The 20445-nt window shown below is 67.6% G+C and carries 18 protein-coding genes; 4 read left to right on the top strand and 14 right to left on the bottom strand.

Features of this window, described 5'->3' with window-relative positions; genetic code table 11:
* Positions 1 to 729: 729 nt before the first annotated feature.
* From U858_RS0124280 to U858_RS0124240, 9 genes are all read right to left on the bottom strand, one after another.
* A complete protein-coding gene (locus U858_RS0124280; protein WP_025139730.1) occupies positions 730 to 1857 on the bottom strand; it encodes a M20 family metallopeptidase in 1128 nt (375 codons plus the stop codon).
* Positions 1858 to 1899: 42 nt separating this feature from the next.
* On the bottom strand, positions 1900 to 2805 hold the full coding sequence (locus U858_RS0124275) for a hydrolase (RefSeq protein WP_025139729.1): 906 nt from the start codon (positions 2803 to 2805) through the stop codon (positions 1900 to 1902).
* 5 nt (positions 2806 to 2810) lie between these two features.
* Positions 2811 to 3821, bottom strand: a complete 1011-nt coding sequence (locus U858_RS0124270) for an ABC transporter ATP-binding protein (RefSeq protein WP_025139728.1) — start codon at positions 3819 to 3821, stop codon at positions 2811 to 2813.
* A complete protein-coding gene (locus U858_RS0124265) occupies positions 3818 to 4801 on the bottom strand; it encodes an ABC transporter ATP-binding protein (RefSeq protein ID WP_025139727.1) in 984 nt (327 codons plus the stop codon). Before U858_RS0124265 ends, U858_RS0124270 begins: the two co-directional genes overlap by 4 nt.
* A complete protein-coding gene (locus U858_RS0124260) occupies positions 4798 to 5715 on the bottom strand; it encodes an ABC transporter permease (RefSeq protein WP_025139726.1) in 918 nt (305 codons plus the stop codon). The genes U858_RS0124265 and U858_RS0124260 overlap by 4 nt, the downstream gene beginning before the upstream one ends.
* 5 nt (positions 5716 to 5720) lie before the next feature.
* Positions 5721 to 6698, bottom strand: a complete 978-nt coding sequence (locus tag U858_RS0124255; protein WP_025139725.1) for an ABC transporter permease — start codon at positions 6696 to 6698, stop codon at positions 5721 to 5723.
* A gap of 48 nt (positions 6699 to 6746) precedes the next feature.
* Entirely contained in the window at positions 6747 to 8390 is a 1644-nt protein-coding gene (locus U858_RS0124250; protein WP_025139724.1) for an ABC transporter substrate-binding protein, read from the bottom strand.
* A 63-nt stretch (positions 8391 to 8453) separates the two neighbouring features.
* A complete protein-coding gene (locus tag U858_RS0124245) occupies positions 8454 to 9425 on the bottom strand; it encodes a succinylglutamate desuccinylase/aspartoacylase family protein (protein WP_025139723.1) in 972 nt (323 codons plus the stop codon).
* Positions 9426 to 9489: 64 nt separating this feature from the next.
* The gene (locus U858_RS0124240) at positions 9490 to 10926 is read right to left on the bottom strand and encodes a M20 family metallopeptidase (protein WP_025139722.1); all 1437 of its coding nucleotides are present in this window, start codon (positions 10924 to 10926) and stop codon (positions 9490 to 9492) included.
* Between the two features lie 162 nt (positions 10927 to 11088).
* Here U858_RS0124240 and U858_RS0124235 point away from each other — a divergent pair, with 162 nt between their 5' ends.
* Positions 11089 to 12003, top strand: coding sequence for a LysR family transcriptional regulator (locus tag U858_RS0124235; protein ID WP_025139721.1), 915 nt, complete (start codon positions 11089 to 11091; stop codon positions 12001 to 12003).
* Between the two features lie 66 nt (positions 12004 to 12069).
* Here U858_RS0124235 and U858_RS0124230 read toward each other — a convergent pair whose 3' ends face one another.
* From U858_RS0124230 to U858_RS0124220, 3 genes are all read right to left on the bottom strand, one after another.
* Complete coding sequence (locus U858_RS0124230) at positions 12070 to 13683, bottom strand: ABC transporter substrate-binding protein (RefSeq protein WP_025139720.1); 1614 nt, start codon at positions 13681 to 13683, stop codon at positions 12070 to 12072.
* Positions 13684 to 14214: 531 nt separating this feature from the next.
* Positions 14215 to 14448 (bottom strand): hypothetical protein, encoded by a 234-nt coding sequence (locus tag U858_RS0124225; protein WP_006392557.1) that lies wholly within the window; start codon positions 14446 to 14448, stop codon positions 14215 to 14217.
* A 142-nt stretch (positions 14449 to 14590) separates the two neighbouring features.
* Complete coding sequence (locus U858_RS0124220) at positions 14591 to 15451, bottom strand: NAD(P)H-hydrate dehydratase (RefSeq protein WP_025139719.1); 861 nt, start codon at positions 15449 to 15451, stop codon at positions 14591 to 14593.
* Between the two features lie 100 nt (positions 15452 to 15551).
* Here U858_RS0124220 and U858_RS0124215 point away from each other — a divergent pair, with 100 nt between their 5' ends.
* Positions 15552 to 16385: an enoyl-CoA hydratase/isomerase family protein gene (locus U858_RS0124215; RefSeq protein ID WP_025139718.1), complete on the top strand. Its 834-nt coding sequence runs from the start codon at positions 15552 to 15554 to the stop codon at positions 16383 to 16385.
* A gap of 3 nt (positions 16386 to 16388) precedes the next feature.
* On the opposite strand, the gene U858_RS0124210 is transcribed toward U858_RS0124215, so the two are convergent.
* Together U858_RS0124210 and U858_RS0124205 are read right to left on the bottom strand one after the other, a co-directional pair.
* On the bottom strand, positions 16389 to 17129 hold the full coding sequence (locus U858_RS0124210) for an enoyl-CoA hydratase-related protein (RefSeq protein WP_025139717.1): 741 nt from the start codon (positions 17127 to 17129) through the stop codon (positions 16389 to 16391).
* The gene (locus U858_RS0124205; protein ID WP_025139716.1) at positions 17126 to 18097 is read right to left on the bottom strand and encodes a nitronate monooxygenase family protein; all 972 of its coding nucleotides are present in this window, start codon (positions 18095 to 18097) and stop codon (positions 17126 to 17128) included. Before U858_RS0124205 ends, U858_RS0124210 begins: the two co-directional genes overlap by 4 nt.
* 199 nt (positions 18098 to 18296) lie before the next feature.
* On the opposite strand from U858_RS0124205, the gene U858_RS0124200 reads away from it, so the two are divergent.
* Together U858_RS0124200 and U858_RS0124195 are read left to right on the top strand one after the other, a co-directional pair.
* Positions 18297 to 18920: a TetR/AcrR family transcriptional regulator gene (locus tag U858_RS0124200; RefSeq protein ID WP_025139715.1), complete on the top strand. Its 624-nt coding sequence runs from the start codon at positions 18297 to 18299 to the stop codon at positions 18918 to 18920.
* Between the two features lie 34 nt (positions 18921 to 18954).
* Entirely contained in the window at positions 18955 to 20103 is a 1149-nt protein-coding gene (locus tag U858_RS0124195) for an acyl-CoA dehydrogenase family protein (RefSeq protein WP_025139714.1), read from the top strand.
* The last annotated feature ends 342 nt before the right edge of the window (positions 20104 to 20445 follow it).

Here is a 20445-nt window from a genome sequence, read left to right as displayed (position 1 = left end):
AGGGACTACGAGTGTCTCGGGTCGTTGCGTTGCTCGACCTGTGTGCAGGGAATGGAATCTGCGGGGTCGCCAAGCCGCGGCCGCGCGGGCGACCACGTTTGGCATTGCGTTGCTGGAAAGTGTTGCGACGGCGCTTCGCGCTGTTGGAGATTGGCTTTCTAGTGGTTCGCAGTCAGGGGGGAGGGGGCGGTGATGGGCGGCGCGAGCAGGCACTGGTTTGCGCATGCTGACTGTCTCGCGCGCCGCCCATCGGGCGTTGCACATGGGTGTGGAACGCCACGGCATCCGCGCCGCTAGAAGACCGGTGGCCGGTGGCGGGCAATTCAGCAGATGATCAAAACGCGCACGATCCCCGCAAGCGCGAGAGCGGCATCGGTGCACGCAAGACGCCGCGTAAGCCTCGTAAGGCCGCCCGCGCGGCCGGCACGAGGCGGGCACCGTCCCACCCCGCCAACCCCCCCTGATGGTGGCTAACATGCCAAGCACACTGACCACCCCAGATGCCGTGACTAATCCTCATCAAGAGCGTGTGACGGGGCAGGCGGGTGAGGGCGGGGCGTGTAGATGCGCCCGAGGGAATCCGTAGGGAGCCGAAGGCGGACGAGGATGACGAAGGGGCAGTCCGGAGCGAAGGCTCCGGACCGCAATCGTAGCCCCGCCCTCACCCGCCTGCCCCGTCACGCGCGGCTCAAGAAGAAAACCCCCGCGCATCAAACAAACATCAAGCCTTTAAGCCAAATCCTTCAACAACAACTCCCAAAACTTCAACCGCTGCTCCAACGTAGAAACCAAGATGTACTCATTCAAAGTATGAGCACCATCTCCGTCTGCACCCAAACCATCGAGTGTCGGGATTCCCATGGCCGAGGTGAAGTTGGCGTCGCTGCCGCCGCCCGTCATCGGGGCGTCTTCCAGCAGGAAGCCTGCGCGTTCTGCGTAGCCTTGTACCAGCGCCAGCAGGGCGGCGGCTTCTTCTGTCTTTACCATCGGCGGGCGGTTCAGTTCCACGTCGATGTCCAGTTCCACGTCCGGGCCCACTGCGCACAGTTCGCGCATGCGGCGCAGCACGTCTTCTGCCGCGCCCATGTCCGGCACGCGGAAATCCACCACGCAGCGGCACAGCGCCGGCACCGTGTTCGTTACCGTGCCGCCTGCGATCGTGCCCACGCTCACCGTGATGCCGCGCTCGTAGTCCGTCATCGCTTCCAGCGCCAGCACCTGGTGCGCCATCTCGCGGATCGCGCTGCGGCCCTTCTCGTGCTGCATCCCCGCGTGGGCCGGACGGCCCTTCACGTTCAGGTTCAGCATGCCCGTGCCCTTGCGTGCCGTCACGCACTTGCCGCCGTTCGGGCGGGCCGGTTCGCACACCAGCGCGTACTTCGCGTTGGCCGCGAAACGTTCGATGTGCACGCGCGAGGCATGGCTGCCGGTTTCTTCGTCAGGCACCACCAGGAAATCCACCGGCAGTTGCGTCGCACCGGGACGGGCCACGCCTGCCAGCGCCGTCAGTGCCAGGTAGATGCCGGCCTTCATGTCGTAGCTGCCCGGGCCGTACAGGCGGTCGCCGTCGATGCGCACCGGGTTTTCGAGCAGCGTGCCCACCGGGTGCACCGTGTCCATGTGCGCCAGGATCAGGATGCCGGGGCGCGTGTCGCCGGGGGCGCGGTTGGTCGCGTACAGCAGCGGGCCGGTGGTGGGGCCCAGCGACGACAGTTCCACCGTCAGGCCGGCTGCGGCCGCGTAGTCGGCGATGATGCGGGCCATGGCGGCGATGCCGTCGGGGAAGTTCGAGGGCGATTCGCATTGCAGCCAGCTTTGAATGCCGGCGACGAGCTGTTCAGTACGGGTAGAAGACATAGCGGTATCCGGGAATATCGGCGGGGAAAATGGGGGAAGCGTTCAGGCGACCTGCTGGCCGGCCAGGCGGGCCAGTTCGGCGTCGTCGGGCATGCGGCCGTCGAACCACAGGCTGGCGCATACGGCGGACATCGCGCGGCCGTCGTGGCCGATGCCGGGCACCACTTGCAGCGTCCAGTTGAACGGCACGCCGCGGCGTTCGGCTTCCTTGCGGCCGGCTTCGAAGTAGTTGTGGGCGCGCGCGAAACGGTGGGGGCCCTGGCGCATCGCGGCCGGTTCCGACGGCAGGTTGGGGTCGTCGGTGGCGATGTCCTGGTCGCCCGCCATGATCATCATCGGGTACGCCAGCAGCTTGACCAGGTGCTCTTCGGTCAGGCCCACGCCGTCCATGCCTTCGGGGAAGGGGTAGTCGAACGTCGGCAGCGTGTACCAGCCCGGGTTGCCTGCCGCCACCGCCTTGAACGGGGCGTGCGACTGGCTGCTCATCAGGCGGTGCACGAACTGGCCGCCGGCCGAGTGGCCGAACAGGTAGATGTTCTGGCCGTCGGTGATTTCGCCGTCGATCATGTCGCGGATCACATTGCCCACCAGCGCGTACGTCCAGCCATCGATGTGGCGCGGGTTGCCGCCGGCCGAGAACACGCGGCCGTTGTTGTAGCTTTCGACGCCCGGCCAGATCTCGTTGGAGAAGGTCAGCGCCACGATCAGCAGCTTGTGCTTGTCGGCCGCCTCGACCCAGAAGTCGCGGTATTCGTCGCCGTTGCGCAGCACGCCGTGCTGCACGATCACCACCGGGCGGTCCGGCGTGTAGCCGTAGGGGCGGTAGGTCTGCAGCTTGAACGGACGGTCGGAATTGCGGTCTTCGTCGATGTAGGCGATGGTATTGCGGCCCGCATGGCCCATTTCGATGGCGATGCGGTCCTTGTTGGACATGTCAGAGGGTTTCATGGCGTTCAGGCGGTGGCTTCGTTCAGGTGGCAGGCCGACCAGTGGCCCGGCGATATTTCTTTCAGGGACGGCGCCTGCTCGCGGCAGCGCGGCATGGCGTGGGGACAGCGCGGGTTGAAGGTGCAGCCCGGCGGCGGGTTCAGCGGCGACGGGATTTCGCCCTTGATCGGCGTGAACTTGCGGCCCCGGCGGGCCACGTCCGGCACCTCGGCCATCAATGCCTGAGTGTACGGGTGGTTGGCGCGCGCGAAAATCTCGGCCGACGTCGAGATCTCGACAATCTTGCCCAGGTACATGATCGCGACGCGGTCCGAGATGTGCTTGACCACACCCAGGTCATGGCTGATGAACAGGTACGTGAAGCCGTGCTGTTCGCGCAGGTCCATGAACAGGTTGATCACCTGCGCCTGGATCGACACGTCCAGCGCGGCCACCGGTTCGTCACACACCAGGAACTTGGGCGCCACCATCAGCGCGCGGGCGATGCCGATGCGCTGGCGCTGGCCGCCCGAGATCTGGTGCGGGAAGCGGTCTCGGTACTCGGTGTCCAGGCCCACTTCCGTCAGCGCCTGGTCGATGCGCGAGGGAATCTCGGCCGGCGGCGCCAGCTTGTGCACCTTGAGCGATTCGCCCAGGATCTGGCGCAGGCGCTGGCGCGGATTCAGCGAGGCCTGCGGGTCCTGGAAGATCATCTGCACGCCCAGCGTGTAGGCGAGCTTGTCGGCGCCGCGCAGGCGGCGGGCGTCCTGGCCCTGGTAGAGCAGGTCGCCTTCGGTCTGGCGATGCAGGCCGGCCACGACGCGGCCCAGGGTGGACTTGCCACAGCCGGACTCGCCGACCAGGCCGACGACTTCGCCGCGGCCGATGCGCAGGTCCACGCCGTTGACGGCGAAGACGGTGCGGCGGTCGATGGGGCGGCCGCCCAGGGCCAGGATGCGCTGGGCCAGGTCGGGCCGCTGCTCGAAGCGCTTGTGGACGTTCTTGAGCTCGATGACGGGGGTATCGGCTTGGCTCATGCTTGCTCGGCCTCGCGGGCGATCGGGACGTAACAGCGATAGCTGCGCGGACCTTCGGTGGTGATGGTGGGGGCTTGTTCGGTGCAGCGCGTGACCGCGTGGGCGCAGCGCGGCCGGAAGGCACAGCCCGACGGGCGGCCGGCCAGGCTGGGCGCCATGCCGTTGATCTGGTGCAGGCGCGCGCCCGGCTGGGTGGCGCCGGGCATCGAGTCGAGCAGGCCCTTGGTGTAGGGGTGGCGGGGCGCGTCCAGCACCTGTTCGACCGGACCGCTTTCGACGATGCGGCCGGCGTACATGACCGCGACGCGGTCGGCCAGCTCGGCCACCACGCCCAGGTCGTGGGTGATCCAGATCAGCGCCGTGTTGTGTTCGCGGCAGATCTCCTGCATGCGGTACAGGATCTGGCCCTGGATGGTGACGTCCAGCGCCGTGGTGGGCTCGTCGCAGATGATCAGGTCGGGCTTGTTGAGCATGGCGATCGCGATCGCCACGCGCTGGCGCATGCCGCCCGAGAACTCGTGCGGATAGCTTTTCAGGCGCTTTTCCGGCGACGGAATGCCGACCATGGCCAGCGCCTCGCGGCAGCGTTCCAGCGCCTGGGCGCGCGGCACGTCTTCGTGTGTCAGGATGGCTTCCATCATCTGCTCGCCGATGCGCAGCACCGGGTTGAGCGTCATCAGCGGGTCCTGGAAGATCATGGCGATGCGGTTGCCGCGCAACTGGCGCATCTGCTCTTCCGAGAGCTTGCGCAGGTCGTTGCCCTTGAACTTGACCTCGCCGTCGACGACTTCGCCCGGCGGGTCGATCAGACCCAGCAGCGAGAAGCCGGTGACCGACTTGCCCGAACCCGATTCGCCGACCAGGCCCACGATTTCGCCACGGCGCACCGTGAGGTCGACGCCGTCGACCGCCAGCCACGCGCCGGCTTCGGTATGGAATGCGGTGCGCAGGCCGCGCACCTCGAGAAGAACGTCGCTCATCGCTTGGGGTCCAGGCTCTCGCGCAGGCGGTCGCCTACGATGTTGATGGAGAGGATCAGTACGAGCAAAGCAATGCCCGGGAACAGGCTGATCCAATAGTCGCCCGACAGCAGGTACTGGAAGCCGTTGGAAATCAACAGGCCCAGCGACGGTTCGGTGATGGGCACGCCCACCCCCAGGAACGACAGCGTCGCTTCCAGCGCGATGGCGGTGGCGATCTGGATGGTGGCGAACACCATCACGGGGCCCAGGCAGTTGGGCAGCAGGTGGAACACCATGATGCGCCACGCCGGAAAGCCCAGGTTGGCGGCGGCCTCGACGTATTCCTTGCGGCGTTCCTGTAGCGCGCGGCTGCGCATGATGCGGGCGTAGTGGCCCCACTGCACCAGCACCAGCGCCAGGATCACCTTGTCCACCCCGCGCCCCAGCACCACCAGCAGCACCAGCGCCACCAGGATGGTCGGAAAGCCCAGGATGAAGTCGACGATGCGCATCAGCACGGTGTCGACCAGGCCGCCGATGTAGGCGGCCACCAGCCCGACCGCGCCGCCCACGGCGGTGGCCAGCACCACGGCGGACAGGCCCACCATCAGGCTGATCCGCAGGCCATACAGGATGGCGCTGAGCATGTCGCGGCCCTGGTCGTCGGTGCCGAGCCAGGCGATGCTGCCGTCCATCAGCGCCTGGCGCGGCGCCAGGCGGCCGTCCATCAGCGACAGGTTGGCCAGGTCATAGGGATTCTGCGGCGCGAAGTAGGGCGCGAACACCACCAGCACAATCAGGATGATCAGGGCGATGACCGAGCCACGCACGGTGGGACGGGCCCGCAGTTTCTTCAGGATCGAGGCGCGCTTGGGCGTATCGGCCAGGGGCTGGACGGTACGGGTGCGGCCGGTATTGGGAGGATTAGCCATGGCGGTTATTGAGCAGGGGTCACGAGCTGCACGCGCGGGTCGAGTGCGGCGTACAGGATGTCCACGACCAGGTTGATGACCACGAAGATCAGGGTGACCAGCATCACGTAGGCGACCACCACGGGGCGGTCAAGCTGGTAGACGCTGTCGATCAGCAGCTTGCCCATGCCGGGCCATGCAAACACGGTTTCGGTGATGGTGGAATAGGCGATCAGGCTGCCGAATTCCATGCCGATCACGGTGACCACCGGGATCAGGATGTTGCGCAGGATGTGGCGGCGCACGATGCGGCCGGGCTTGACGCCCTTGGCGCGGGCGAACTTCACGTAGTCCTGGCTGCGGGCCTCGACCACGCCCGAGGCCGTCAGGCGCAGTACCAGGGCGATGTTGGCCAGCGCCAGGTTGATCGCCGGCAGGATCAGGTGCGACCAGCCGTCGGCCGTCAGGATCGACAGGCGCACGCCCAGCACGGTGACCGTCTCGCCGCGGCCGGTGGCCGGCAGCCAGCCCAGCCAGACGGCGAACAGCAGGATCAGCATCATGCCCTGCCAGAAGTTGGGCAGCGAAAAGCCCAGCACGGAAGAACCCATGATGCCGCGGCCCAGGGGCTCGTCGCGGTACAGGCCGGCCACCAGGCCCAGCGGAATGCCGACCACACAGGTCAGGCCGATGGCCAGGATGACCAGCTCGAAGGTGGCGGGAATGCGCTGCACGATCAGTTCGATGGCGGGGATGCCGTGCACGAACGAGGTGCCCAGGTCGCCATGCAGCGCGCGCCACAGGAAGCCGGTGTATTGCTGCCACACCGGCAGGTCCAGGCCCAGGCGCGCGATCATTGCTTCGCGGGCGGCCTGGCTGGCTTCGGGGCTGACCAGCAGTTCGATCGGGTCGCCCACGGCATACACCGCGAAGAAGACCACGACCGACACGGCCAGCAGCACGAACAGACTCTGTATCAGTCTGCGTAGGATGAAAAGGGCCACGTGATATTTCCTTGGTGGGCTCGGGTTGCAGGCGCCGGATTGGCGATCTTAATTAGCGGGTCTGGCCGACATGGCCAGGGTGTATTGGTCGGCGCGGCCTTCGTAGGTCAGCCCTTTCTTGAATGCCCAGATGCTGCTTTCGAAATGCAGCGGAATGCTGGGCAAGTCGGCCAGGGCCAGGGTCAGGGATTCCTGCAGCAGCTTTTCGCGGGCGGCGGGGTCGACGGTGACCAGGGCGCGTTTGAAGACGCGGTCGAATTCGGGGTTGTCGTAGCCGCCATAGTTGCTGGTGCCCAGGCCGCGTTCCTTGTCGAAGGCGCTGACCCAGTACTGCAGGAACGACGAGGCCTCGCCGGTTTCCGACGACCAGCCGCCCATGGCGAAGCTGAACTCGCGCTTGGCGCGCTTGGGGAAGTAGACCGAGCGTGTCATCGCGTCGACCGTGGTCTTGATGCCCACGCGCGACAGGTACTGGGCGACGGCCTGCGAAATCTGGGCGTCATTGATGTAGCGGTCGTTGGTGGACGAGATGGTCAGCTCGAAGCCGTCCGGGTAGCCGGCCTCGGCCAGCAGCTTCTTGGCGGCGGCCGGGTCGTACTTGAGTTCGGGCGCGGGCTGCAGCGTGCCGGCCATGCCGTCGGGCAGGAACTGGTTGGCGGGCACGGCCGCGCCGTCCATGATGCGCTGGGTGATGGCCTTGCGGTCGATCGCCAGCGAGATCGCGCGGCGCACGCGCACGTCCTGCAGCGGGTTCTTGCCGTCGGCGGCGCGCACCGTGGGGCTGGGGCTGCGGGCCACGTCGAACTGGAAGTACACCACCCGCACCGACGGCGTGATGACGTAGCCGAAGCCCGGCGTTTCCGAGATGCGCTTGACGTCGCGCGCCGCGGGGTTTTCGATCAGGTCGAAATCACCGGCCAACAGGCCCGTCAGGCGCGGGCCGGCGGCGGGCACCGGCACCAGCTTCACGTTGGCCCAGGCGGGCTTGTCGCCCCAATAGGCGTCGTTGCGGGTCAGTTCGATGGCGCTGCCCTTGGTGTACGACTTCAGCACGTAGGGGCCGGTGCCGATGGCGGACTTGCCGGTATTGAAGTCGGCCACCGTGGGCCAGGGGCCGGTCACGCCGCACTGGTTCTTCGGGTCGAAGCGGATCGGGCCGTGCTGGACGATGCCGCTCCAGATCATGGCGTTGCGGGTCAGGTCGTTGGGCAGCAGCGGGTAGGGCTGGTGCGTCTTGATGACCAGCACGTTGCCGTCGCGCACGTCGATGCTGGCCAGCTTCTGCACCACGCTGGCGTACGAGCCGCCGATGGATTGTTCGTTGTGTAGCGCGCGGCAGAGCGTGAAGATCACGTCGTCGGCGGTGAACGGCTGGCCGTTGGAGAACTTCACGCCGTCGCGCAACGTGAATTCCCAGGTGGTGTCGTCCACCGGCTTCCAGGCCGTGGCCAGCCGCGGAATCAGGTTCATCTTGGCGTCCTGGCCCACCAGCGTCTCGAAGATGTGCGAGGTCATCGAGTCGTTCGGCGTGGCCTGGTGGTAGTGCGGGTCCATCGCGGTGGGTTCGGACGACAGGCCGATCCGCAGCGTCTGGGGGGCGGCCTGGGCCAGCGCCGTGGGGGCGCCGACAGCGGTTGCGGCCGCCAGCGTACAGGCGGATAAGGCGCTGCGGATGAAAACGTTTGCGGACATTGTGTTCCCTTGGTGTGTTTTTATAGATGGCGGCGCGCCGTCGAGGGCGCGCCGCTCGGTCGATCAGGCGATGGGCTGGGCCAGCCGTACGACGGTGACGCCGGCCCGCAGATTGGCGGTGGACGGCATGATCAGCACGCAGTTGTCATAGGGCGTGGTCACGGCTTCGCCTTCGGACCAGCCGATGACGGTGCCGGCGCGCGGCAGCGTTTCCAGGCCTTTCCAGGGCTCGGCGAAGCGGAAGTCGGCGCTTTTCGCGGCTACGGCGTGGGTCACGCGCAGGGCGCGCTGGGCGCTGGCCTGGGGCGCGATCCAGTCTTGGGGCAGGTCGGCTTCGTCCACGGTGCCGGCCGCGACCAGAAAGCGCGCCATCTGGTCGATCGCGACGCCGCGGGCCTCGGGGGCGCCATGAAAGCCGCATTCGATCAGCAGCGAACGGGTGCCGTTGTCGCCGGCTTCGCCGAAGCGGCCGTAGTCGCGCATGCGCACGCCAGCAGCGTGGCCGGCGTCGGCAATGATGGTGGCGGGGTTGCCCAGCGCCAGGGCCAGGTCGATGTTGCGCTGTTCCATGCCGGTCAATTGCAGCGGCACGTCGGAATTGCTCATCGAGTGGAAATCCAGCAGCCAGTCGGCCTGGGCCACCCAGGGGCGGATCTCGGCGGCGCGGCGGCGTTCCTGGCTGATGGGCTGGGCCAGCTTGTCGTCGCTCCAGACGCGGTTCATGTCTTCGTCGACAAAGCGCGCCGGGGCGTAGTGGGCGGGGTCGAAGCGGTCGAACGCGGCCAGGTTGCAGAACGCCAGCGTCAGCGAACCGCGGCGCGGGCGCAGGCCCGCGGCCAGGGCTTCTTTCAGGGCCCAGGCGCCGCACAGCTCGTTACCGTGGATCAGGGCGCTGAGCATGACGCGTTTGCCAGGCACGCCGGAGTCGAAATGCCAGACGCCCGGCGTATCCGTATTGCCCAGGCGTTCGGCCGACAGATCCGGACAGGCAAGCAGAAAGGGGCGCGGCTGGGGCGCGGACGAAGACAAGGACATGGGAACTCCGATCAAGCGAGGGGGATTGTATAGGGGATGACGGCAGAGGGCGGTCAGGCGGCGGTCAGGCGCCGCTTGAGCGTGCCCGTTGGGCGACGATATCCGCGCCTTGTTCGCCCAGGTCCCAGAACAGGCCCGCCATGACGGCGGCGGCTTCACGCGCCACGGACGCCAGCAGGTGCTCGTCCGGGCCGTGCTGGCAACAGGCGGGGTAGGAATGGGGCACCCACACCGTGGGCAGGCCCAGTACTTCGGAAAACGCGTCGTTGGGCACCGTGCCGCCCAGGTTGGGCAAGAGCGCCGGCGTCTTGCCGGTGGTGGCGGCCAGCGAGGCCACGGCCCAGCGGGCCCAGGGATCATCGGGGTCCAGCCGGGTGGCGGGCGTGCCGCGGCGCATGCGGATGGCCACTTGCGACAGGCCGTGCGCGTCCAGATGGCGGCGCAGGATGGATTCGGTCTGGCGCCAGTCGGTGCCGACCACGAAGCGCAGGTTGCAGGTGGCGCTGGCGCGCGGCGGAATCGCGCCCACCGGGTTTTCCGGGTTGCCGGTCTTGTAGGCCAGTACTTCCAGCGTATTCCAGCCGAACAGGCGTTCGGCCAGCGACAGTCCGGGTTCGCCCCAGTCGGGATCGATATCGGGGGCGTCTTCGTCCTGGCCGACCTGGATGCTGGCCAGCGCCTGGCGCACGGCGGGCGGGATGGCCGGGGGCCGCAGGCCAGCGACCCGCAGGCGGCCGCGCGCATCGACCAGGCTGGCCAGTGCATTCGCCAGGATGATGCCGGGGTTGGGCAGCACGCCGCCCCAGTTGCCGGAATGGTGGGCGTGGCCGCGCAGGTCCACCACCAGGTCGAACAGCAGCGTGCCGCGCGACCCCAGGAACAGCGTCGGCAGGTCCGCGGCCAGCCGCGGGCCGTCGGAGGCGATGAAGACGTCGGCGGCAAGCAGGTCGCGCCATTGGTCGCAGGCCAGGTGCAGGCCGGGCGACCCGACCTCTTCGCCGCATTCCACCAGCATGCGCAGGTTGAAGCCCAGGCGTTGGCTGCGTTCGGCCAGCACCTGTTCCAGCGCGGCCATGTTGATGCAGTACTGGCCCTTGTTGTCGGCCGTGCCGCGGCCGTACCAGCGGTCGCCCTCGGCGGTCAGTTGCCAGGGGGCCAGGCCATTGCGCCATTGTTCGTCGTAGCCGCGCACCACGTCGCCGTGGGCATACATCAGCACGGTGGGCAGGGCCGGGTCTTCCAGGCGTTCGCCGATCAGGAAGGGCGGGCCGCCGTCCACGGGGTTGTCTTTGATCTGACAGGAAAAGCCCAGGCCTTGCAGCCGCGGCGCCACCGCGGTGCGCAGGTAGTCGTACAGCGCGTCGCGCTGGTCGGGGTTCTGGCTTTCGGTGCGGTACGCGACCAGGCTGGCCAGGTCGCGCTGCAAGGCGCCGCTTTCGGCGTAGGCGGCCGCGCGGCCGACAGCGGCGGCGCGGCTGGCGTTCGGAACTGCTGCTGACACGGACTTCCCCTTTTGTGGGCGGACGCGTCGTGCGCGCCAGCCTGGATCGTTGCGCAAATTCTAGGATCAGGGAAGCTTTCTCTACAATTAGAATATTTATCGATAGCTTTGCATAAAAGGCAAAGCTACATCCCGGCGCTTCACCACTTACAAGGGTTGAACATGCACGGCATTGCCTTGCGCTACTTTGTCGAGGTCGCCCAGGCGGGCAGCTTGAGCGGGGCGTCCGAGCGCCTGCATGTGGCCGTGTCGGCCATCAGCCGCCAGATCTCCAAGCTGGAAGAAGAGGCGGGCGCGCCGTTGTTCGAGCGCGCCGCGCGCGGCATGGTCCTGAGCGAAGCCGGCCAGTTGCTGCTGGCGCACGCCCGCCGCACGCTGCTGGAGTCCGAATCCGTGCTGCAGGAAATCGCCGGCCTCAAGGGCATGGCGCGCAACGAAATCCGCATGGCCGCCGTCGAGGGCGTGGCTCGCGTCTTCCTGCCTTCGTCCATGGTGCGTTTTCGCCGCGATTGGCCCGGCGTGCGCTTCGATCTGTACGTGGGCCCGTCGCACGACGTGGCCCGGCGGGTGGCCGAGGGCAGCGTCGAACTGGGCATGACCTTCAACGTCGAGCGGGTCAGCGGCGTCAGCGTGCGCTATTCCCGCCGCGCCCCGGTGCACGCGGTGATGGCCGCCGGCCACCCGCTGGCCGGGCGCCGCAGCGTCAGCCTGCAGGATCTGGGCCAATATCCGCTGGCGCTGACCGGGCTGGGCACCTCGTCCCGGCACTTGTTCGAGATGGGCTGCCTGCTGGAATCGGTGCAGCTCGAACCCACCCTGACCTGCAACGACTCGTCGCCGCTGCACGGCTTCGTGCTGGAATCCGACGCCATCATGCTCAGCGGCTACATTTCGGTGGCCTGGAGCCTGGAGCGCGAAGAATTGGTGGCGGTGCCGATCTCGAACGCGGAATTGCAGTCGCGCACGCTGCAGATCTACGTCATGGAAGGGCGGGTGCTGCCGCCCAAGGCCGAGGCGTTCATCGCGCTGCTGTCGCGCGAGCTGGATCGGGTGCTGGACCAGGGGCCCGGGGTCTGACGGTTGCCGGCCTCAATGAAAAACGGCTGCCCCGCGGGGCAGCCGTTTGCATTGCGCGAGGCCGGATTACTTGGCGTCGGGCTTGGCCGAGGTAGCCAGCGTGAACTGGTCGCGGCGGCCTTCGTAGGTGATGCCCTTGCGGAAGGCCCAGATGCTGCTTTCGAAGTGCAGCGGGATCAGCGGCACGTTGTCCAGCGCGATCTGGGTGGCTTCCTGCAGCAGCTTTTCACGCTTGGGCGCGTCGACGGTCACGATGGCCTGCTTGTAGACCTTGTCGAAGTCGGCGTTGGTGAAGCCGCCGTAGTTGCTGGTGCCCAGGCTGTTGGGCGAATCGAGCGAGGCGACCCACAGCTGGAACAGCGCCGAGGCTTCGCCCGTTTCCGCCGGCCAGCCGCCCATCGAGAAGCTGAACTCGCGCTTGGCGCGCTTGGGGAAGTAGATCGAGGCGGTCATGGCGTCGACGTTGGTCTTGATGCCGACGCGGGCCAGGTACTGGGCCACGGCCTGGGCCACCTGGCCGTCGTTGACGTAGCGGTCGTTGGTGGACGACAGCGTCAGCTCGAAGCCGTTGGGGTAGCCGGCTTCGGCCAGCAGCTTCTTGGCGCCTTCGGGGTCGTACTTGATTTCGGGGGCCTTGGGCAGCGCACCGAACATGCCGTCGGGCATGTACTGGTAGGCCGGGGTGGCCATGCCGTCCATGATGCGGGCGGTGATGGTCTTGCGGTCGATGGCCATCGAAATGGCCTTGCGCACGCGCAGGTCCTGCAGCGGGTTCTTGCCGTCGGCGGACTTCACGAACGGGCTCGGGTTGCGCGCCACGTCAGGCTGGAAGAACACCAGGCGGGTCGAGGGCGTGGCCACGAAACCGAACTTGGGGTTGTCCTTCAGGCGTTGCAGATCGCGCGCGGCCGGGTTTTCGATCATGTCGAAGTCACCCGACAACAGGCCGGTCAGGCGCGGGCCGGCGGCCGGCACCGGCACGAACTTCACTTCCTTCCAGTAGGGCTTGGGGCCCCAGTAATTCTCGTTGCGCACCAGCTCGATGCCGGTGCCCTTGACGTAGGACTTCAGGGTGTACGGGCCGGTGCCGATGGCATCCTTGCCGTTGTTGAAGTCGGCCACCGTCGGCCACGGGCCCGTCACGCCGCAACCCTTCTTGGGGTCGAACGTCAGCTTGCCGTGCTCGACGATGCCGTTCCAGACGATCGGCAGCGAGCGCGCCAGTTCGGCGGGCATCAGCGGGAAGGGGGCGCCCGTCTTGATGATGACCGTGTGCGCGTCCGGCGTCTGCACGTCGGTGATCAGCTTGGTCGTGTCCATGTAGGACTGCGACACGTTGGTCTCGTTGTTCAGCGTGCGGCAGATCGTGAACAGCACGTCTTCGGACGTGAACGGCTTGCCGTTCGAGAATTTGACGTCGTCGCGCAGCTTGAATTCCCAGGTCAGGTCATCCAGGTTCTTCCAGGACGTGGCCAGCGCGGGCACCAGCTTCATGTCGGCGCTGCGGCCCACCAGAGAGCTGTAGACGTGCGCCGAGAAGGCGTCGTTCTGCGTCATCTTGTGGTAGTGGGGGTCGGCCGAGGTGGGTTCGGCGGACAGGCCGATCTTCAGCGTCTGGGCCTGGGCAGCGGCCAAGGGAATGGCGGCGGCCACAAGGGCCAGGGTGGTGCGCAACTTCATGGTGACAACTCCGGATGGGGAACGAACCGGATCGTGCGGGCGGGGGGAACAGCGAGGGGGCCAACCGGGAAACAGAAACGTCGGCCGGGGGGCTTGCGGTGTTTTTGGCGCCAGCACGACGGCAAGGGGCCGATTATCGGTAGGGGCTTCGCGCGCTGTCAATGCACGCCGGGCCGACGCTAGGGTAAACGCCGAGAGGGCCATTGCGCCTGTTGCGGCTTCGCAAATGCCAATCGCCCCAGTGCGAGGCAGTCCCGCTTCGGGACGGCTTCGCGCTGGGGCGACAGGGATTCTTGCTGCGGTATTGCGTGGCAGAGGGCGTCGCGGGGGCCCCGCAAGTGGGGCCGGCGCGGCGCGATGGCGCCCGGTGAGGGGAAGGGCAATGAAGCCCCGCCGCCGGGCCGCCCCAAGGCGGGGCCGCCCCCTTGGGGGGCAGCAAGCGCGTAGCGCGCCGCGTGGGGGCGTTTGCCTTACAGCGCGCTGGGTGAAATCGCGGGAGATCGGTCGCGATTCAGCCCAGCGCGGCTGTTCTTACCACTGCGAGCCGGAGAAGCGCGAGCTGGCGGCGCGGGCCTTGTTCATCGATTCGTTGACTTCGTCGATGAAGGCGAACACGCCAGCGACGGCAGCGGCGATCGCCTGGCCAGCCTTCTTCAGGTTGGTCAGCGGGTGGGAATTCGGTTGGTTCTCGAGGGCGCCGCGGAGCAGATCGCGCTCCAGCGCGTCGGTCAGGCGGGCAGTGTGGTTCAGGGTCAGTTCGCTCATGGTTTGCTCCAGTCCGTTTCGTCTTGGTGTAAACCATTATAGGGAAAACCCTAAAACCAACGCAATGGGTTTTTAGGGGAAAACCCTAGTATGTTGTAAAAATGTTTTTTGCCCCGGGGACTTAGCGGCGCCGGCACGGGCGTCAGCCGCCGTTTCGCAGGCGCCGGGCGGCGTCCGCCAGCTCGCCCGCGGTCAGCCCGATCGGCCCGATGCCCTGGGAAACCAGGGCGTCCGCGGCGGCCCCGTGCAGCCAGACGGCCCCGGCCACGGCCTGGTCCAGGGGCAGGCGCTGTGCCAGCAGCGAACCGAGCATGCCGGCTAATACGTCCCCGGTTCCCGCCGTGGCCAGTCCCGGGTTGCCGCTGGTATTGCGGCGCCAGGCGCCGTCCGGGGCGCAGACCACGCTGCCGGCGCCTTTCAGGACCACCCAGGTGCCGTAGCGTTGCGCCAGGGCCTGGGCGGCGGCCGGCCGATCGGCCTGGATGTGGGCGGTGTCGGTGCCAAGCAGGCGCGCGGCTTCGGCCGGGTGTGGGGTCATCACGACGGGACCCACGCCCCAATTGGGCTGCACGGCGCCCTGGGCCAGCAGGTTCAGGCCGTCGGCGTCCAGCACCAGCGGGGCGCCCTGGCGCAGCACGAACAATTCGGACAGGGCGTTGGCCGCCTCGGTGCCCGTGCCGATGCCGCAGCCGGCGACCCAGGCGGTGACGCCCCAGCCGCCTTCCAGCAGCGAGCGCGCGTCGCGCAGCATCAGTTCGGGTTGCAGGGGGTCGCAGGCCAGCGGTGCGGCGTCCTGGGCAAAGCCCACCAGCACCTTGCCAGCGCCGGTCTTCAGGGCGGCCCGGGCCGCCAGCAGCGCCGCGCCTTCCATGCCGCGCCCGCCGCCCACCACGCCGACGGTGCCGAAACTGCCCTTATGGGTGTCCTGGCCGCGCGGGGCGAACAGGGCGGGCAGGTCGTCGCGGCGGATCTCGCCGGCAGGGGCGATGGCGGGGGTGTTCATGGGCTGAGGTTCCTGGTCAGGGTGGCCGCGGTGGCGCATGCCGTATCCACTATAGTGCCCAAAAACGCGCGGCCTTTCGCCCGCGCCACCGGAGAAGACAATGACCGACATCACGCTGGAACACTATTCCGCCTATGAATCCCTGAAGCTGCGCCGGCATCCCAACGGCGTGCTGGAACTGATCATGGGGTCCAAGGACGGCAAGCCGGGCAAGCTGTCCACGGCCGATGACCGCATGCACCGCGAACTGGCCGACATCTGGCGCGACATCGATACGGACCCGGACACCCGGGTGGTGGTGATCCGCGGCGAGGGCAAGGGCTTTTCCGGCGGCGGCGACCTGGACCTGGTGCAGCAGATGGCCGACGACTTCGACGTGCGCACCCGCGTCTGGCGCGAAGCGCGCGACCTGGTCTACAACATCATCAATTGCAGCAAGCCGATCGTGTCGGCCATGCACGGGGCCGCAGTGGGCGCGGGCCTGGTGGCCGGGCTGCTGGCCGACATTTCCATCGCCGCGCGCGATGCCCGCATCATCGACGGCCACACCCGCCTGGGCGTCACGGCCGGCGACCACGCCGCCATCGTCTGGCCGCTGTTGTGCGGCATGGCGCGCGCCAAGTACTACCTGATGCTGTGCGAAACCGTGACCGGCGAAGAAGCCGAACGCATCGGCCTGGTGTCCCTGTGCGTGGACGAGGCCGACCTGATCGGCCGCGCCTTCGAAGTGGCCAACCGCCTGGCGGCCGGCTCGCAGACCGCCATTCGCTGGACCAAGTATTCGCTGAACAACTGGCTGCGCATGGCCGGCCCCACGTTCGACACGTCGCTGGCGCTGGAATTCATGGGCTTTGGCGGCCCGGACGTGCGCGAAGGCGTGCAGTCGCTGCGCGAACGGCGGGCGCCGAACTTCCGGCCCGATTCGCCGTTCTGAACCTTATTTCTTGAAGAAGGCTGCGAAGGCGGCCTGCGCCTCTTCCGTCTGGAGCCGGGCGCGGAACTGCTGCGCCTCGTAGTCGAGCGTTTCCTGGATGGCTTGGCGGTCGGGGCGCTTGAGCATGGCCTTGGTCAGGCGCAGCGCCGCGGGCGGCTGTTTGGCCAGGCTGGCCGCGGTGGCCTGCGCGGCCGCCAGCGCCTGGCCCTTGGCCGTGACTGCGGTGCCCAGGCCGGCATCGCAGGCCTCCTGGGCCGAAAAGGCCTTGCCCTGCAGCAGCCATTCGGCGGCGCGGCGGGCGCCGGCCAGGCGCGGCATCAGCAGGCTGGACGCGCCCTCGGGGCACAGGCCCAGCGCCACGAAGGGCATGCGCAGCGTCGCGCCTTCGCCGATATAGACGAAATCGCAATGCTGCAGCAGCGTCACGCCGATGCCGATGGCGTAGCCCTCGACGGCGGCGATGATGGGCACGTCGGCCTGGGTCAGCGCGCGCAGGAAGGTCAGGCCGGCGCTGTCGCCGGCGCCGCGTTCCGCCTGGAAATCGCGCAGGTCGTTGCCGGCCGTGAAGTGTTCGCCCGCGCCGGCCAGGATCACGGCGGACACCGCGGTGTCCGCCGCGGCCAGCGAGATCTGTGCCGTCAGGGCGGCATAGGTGGCGGTGTCCAGCGCATTGCGACGGTCCTGGCGGTCGATCACCAGCGTCAGCACCGCGCCTTCGCGGGAAACCTTCAGGCCGGCGCTCATGCGTAGGTCCTGCCGGCCAGTTGGTCCTTGGCCTTGGCGTATTCCTGGCGCAGCGTGTCGACGATCTGCCGCGTGGGTTGCACGCTGGCAATGCCGCCCACGCCCTGGCCGGCGCCCCAGATGTCTTTCCAGGGCTTGACGCGGCCGGAGCCGAAGTTGGACGCGCCGCTGTCCGGCTGGGGCAGGTTGGCGGGGTCGAGCCCGGCGGCCGTGATGCTGGCCTTCAGGTAGTTGCCCGGGATGCCGGTAAAGAACGGGGTATAGAGAATGTCGGACGCGCTGGCCTCTACGATGGCCGACTTGTAGCCGTCGCTGGCGTTGGCTTCGTCGCTGGCGATGAAGCGCGTGCCCATGTAGGCGAAATCGCAACCCATGGCCAGCGCGGCCAGCACGTGTTCGCCCGATGTGATGGCGCCCGACAGGATCAGCGGGCCGTCGTAGAAGCGGCGCACTTCGGACACCAGCGCGAACGGGCTGAGCGTGCCGGCATGGCCGCCCGCGCCCGCGCACACCAGGATCAGGCCGTCGACGCCCGCTTCCAGCGCCTTTTCGGCATGGCGGATGGTGGTGACGTCGTGGAACACCTTGCCGCCCCAGTCGTGCACGCCTTTGACCAGGTCGCCGGGCGCGCGCAGGCTGGTGATGATGAGCGGCACGCGGTGGCTGGCGCACACGGCCAGGTCTTGCTCGAGCCGGTCGTTGGACTGGTGGATGATCTGGTTGACGGCGTACGGGGCCACGGCGGCGCCGGGGTGGGCCTCGCGGTACGAGGCCAGGCCGGCTTCGATTTCGTCCAGCCAGTCGGTCAGGAGGCTCTGGGGCCGCGCGTTCAGCGCCGGAAACGAACCGACGATGCCGCTCGTGCATTGCGCAACGACCAGTTTCGGGTTGGACACGATGAACATGGGGGCGCTGATGACCGGCAGGGACATCTGGCCATACAAATCAGTCACTAGAGAGTGGGGCATAGCGTCGTCGCGTGAAGTTTCGGGGAATCGCGCAAGGGTGGCTTGAGCGGCGGGAACGGATGTGCCTATAATTACCTACCGACCGTCCGGTAATTAATTAATCTTTATTTAACGGCAAGCGCTGAACTGCTGTCAATGGAAGGGGCCCTACCAATGGTCCGCTATTGAAAAAGCCGGCGCTGCCTCACCTGGCCCCGCCATGCCGACCTCTGCTGCCCCCGCCTCAAAACGCGCCCGCGCCGGCCGCCCGCCCACCATGGCGGCGCCGCGCGAACGCATCCTGGCCGCAGCCGCGAAGCTGTTCGCGCGCAGCGGCTACGACGGCAGTTCGGTGTCGGACCTGGCCGGGGCGATCGGCGTGTCGAAGGCGGCGATCTACCACTACTTCACGACCAAGCAGGACATCTACGACGCGATCATCCTGGCGGTGCTGAACGGCCTGACCCAAAGCGTGGGCCAGGATGTGGCGCGGGCCGAGGGCGCAGCCGACCGGCTGCGGGCGTTCATGGTGGGCCACGCGCGCTATTTCGAGCAGCACCACGCGGAGTTCGTGACGATGCTGATCGGCTATTCGGGCATGGCGCTGCCCGAACGCGAAGACGCGGCGCGCCTGCGCGATGGCTACGAGAAGCGGCTGCGCGAGGTGATCGCGCAAGGCGTGGCGGACGGCGCATTCCGCGCGCTGGACGTGCCGGCCACGGGCCGCGCGGTGCTGTCGATGCTGAACTGGATGGTGCGCTGGTACAAGCCCGGCCAGGGCGACAGCGCCGAGACGATCGCCGCTGGCTATTTCGATTTACTGGTTGGCGGACTGCGCGCCTGAGCGTGGCCGCCCCACACCCTGAGAGACCCTGATCATGGCCCTGGATACCGAAACCCTGACCCTGTTGCTGGACGCCGTGCGCCGCTTTACGCACGAACGCCTGATCCCCGCCGAAGACGAGCTGGCCGCCAGCGGCCAGGTGCCGCCGGACATCGTGGCCGAGATGCGCGAGCTGGGCCTGTTCGGTTTGTCGATTTCGCCGGACTACGGCGGCCTGGGCCTGACGATGGAAGAAGAGGTGCGGGTGGTGTTCGAGCTGGGCCAGACGTCGCCGGCATTCCGCTCGCTGGCGGGCACGAACATCGGCATCGGTTCACAAGCGATCGTGCTGGCCGGCACGGACGAGCAACGCGCACGCTATCTGCCGCGTCTGGCCAGCGGCGAGCTGATCGGTTCGTTCGCATTGACGGAGCCGGACGCGGGCTCGGACGCGATGGCGCTGCGCCTGTCGGCGGAGCGCGACGGCGACCACTATGTGCTGAACGGCACGAAGCGCTACATCACGAACGCGCCGATCGCGGGCCTGTTCTCGGTGATGGCGCGCACGGCCCCGGAACGCCGCGCGGCGTCGATCTCATGCTTCCTGGTGGAAGCCGGCACGCCGGGCCTGATCATCGGCAAGCCTGACAAGAAGATGGGCCAGGCGGGCGCGCTGACCAGCGACGTGGTGTTCGACAACTGCCGGGTGCCGGCATCGGCGCTGCTGGGCGGCGAGGAAGGCAACGGCTTCAAGACGTCGATGCGCGTGCTGGACAAGGGCCGCCTGCACATCTCGGCGCTATGCGTGGGCATCGCAGACCGCCTGCTGCGCGACGCGGTGCAATACGCGATGGACCGCAAGCAGTTCGGCCAGCCGATCTCTGAATTCCAACTGATCCAGGCAATGATTGCCGACAGCCAGGCCGAGCTGTACGCGGCACGCTGCATGGTGCTGGATGCCGCAAAGATGCGGGATCGCGGCGAGAACACGACGATGCAGGCGGCATGCTGCAAGTTGTATGCGACGGAGATGGTGGGGCGAGTGGCGGATCGGGCTGTGCAGATTCACGGGGGGGCTGGGTATATGTCGGAATATGCGGTGGAGCGGTTTTATCGGGATGTGAGGTTGTTCCGGATTTTTGAAGGGACTACGCAGATTCAGCAGTTGGTGATTGCTCGGGAAGTGATCAAGGCGCAGGGGTAGTTTTTTTGTTGCTTTGAGGTTTTTGTCGCGAGTTGTTCTTCGTCGGACGTTCGGTGCTTCGTAGGTCGTTCGGTACTTCGTTGGTCGTCCCTCGCGGCGGTGGCATGCGGGGCGGGCGCCCACGATTGCGGTCCGGAGCCTTCGCTCCGGACTGCCCCGTCGTCATCGTCGTACGCCTTCGGCTCCCTTCCGATTCCCTCGGGCGCATCGAGGTTGCCCGCCCCGCATGCCACCGCCGCGAGGGACTACGTGCGTCTCGGGTCGTTGCGCTGCTAGACCTGTGGTCAGGGAATGGAATCTACGGGGTCGCCAAGCCGCGGCCGCGCGGGCGGCCACGTTTGG

Origin of the sequence: Achromobacter sp. DH1f, from assembly GCF_000633435.1 — a bacterium.
Lineage (GTDB): Bacteria > Pseudomonadota > Gammaproteobacteria > Burkholderiales > Burkholderiaceae_B > Achromobacter > Achromobacter deleyi.
The sequence above is the reverse complement of the archived record's forward strand: the minus strand, read 5'-3'. Positions and strand labels throughout refer to the sequence as shown.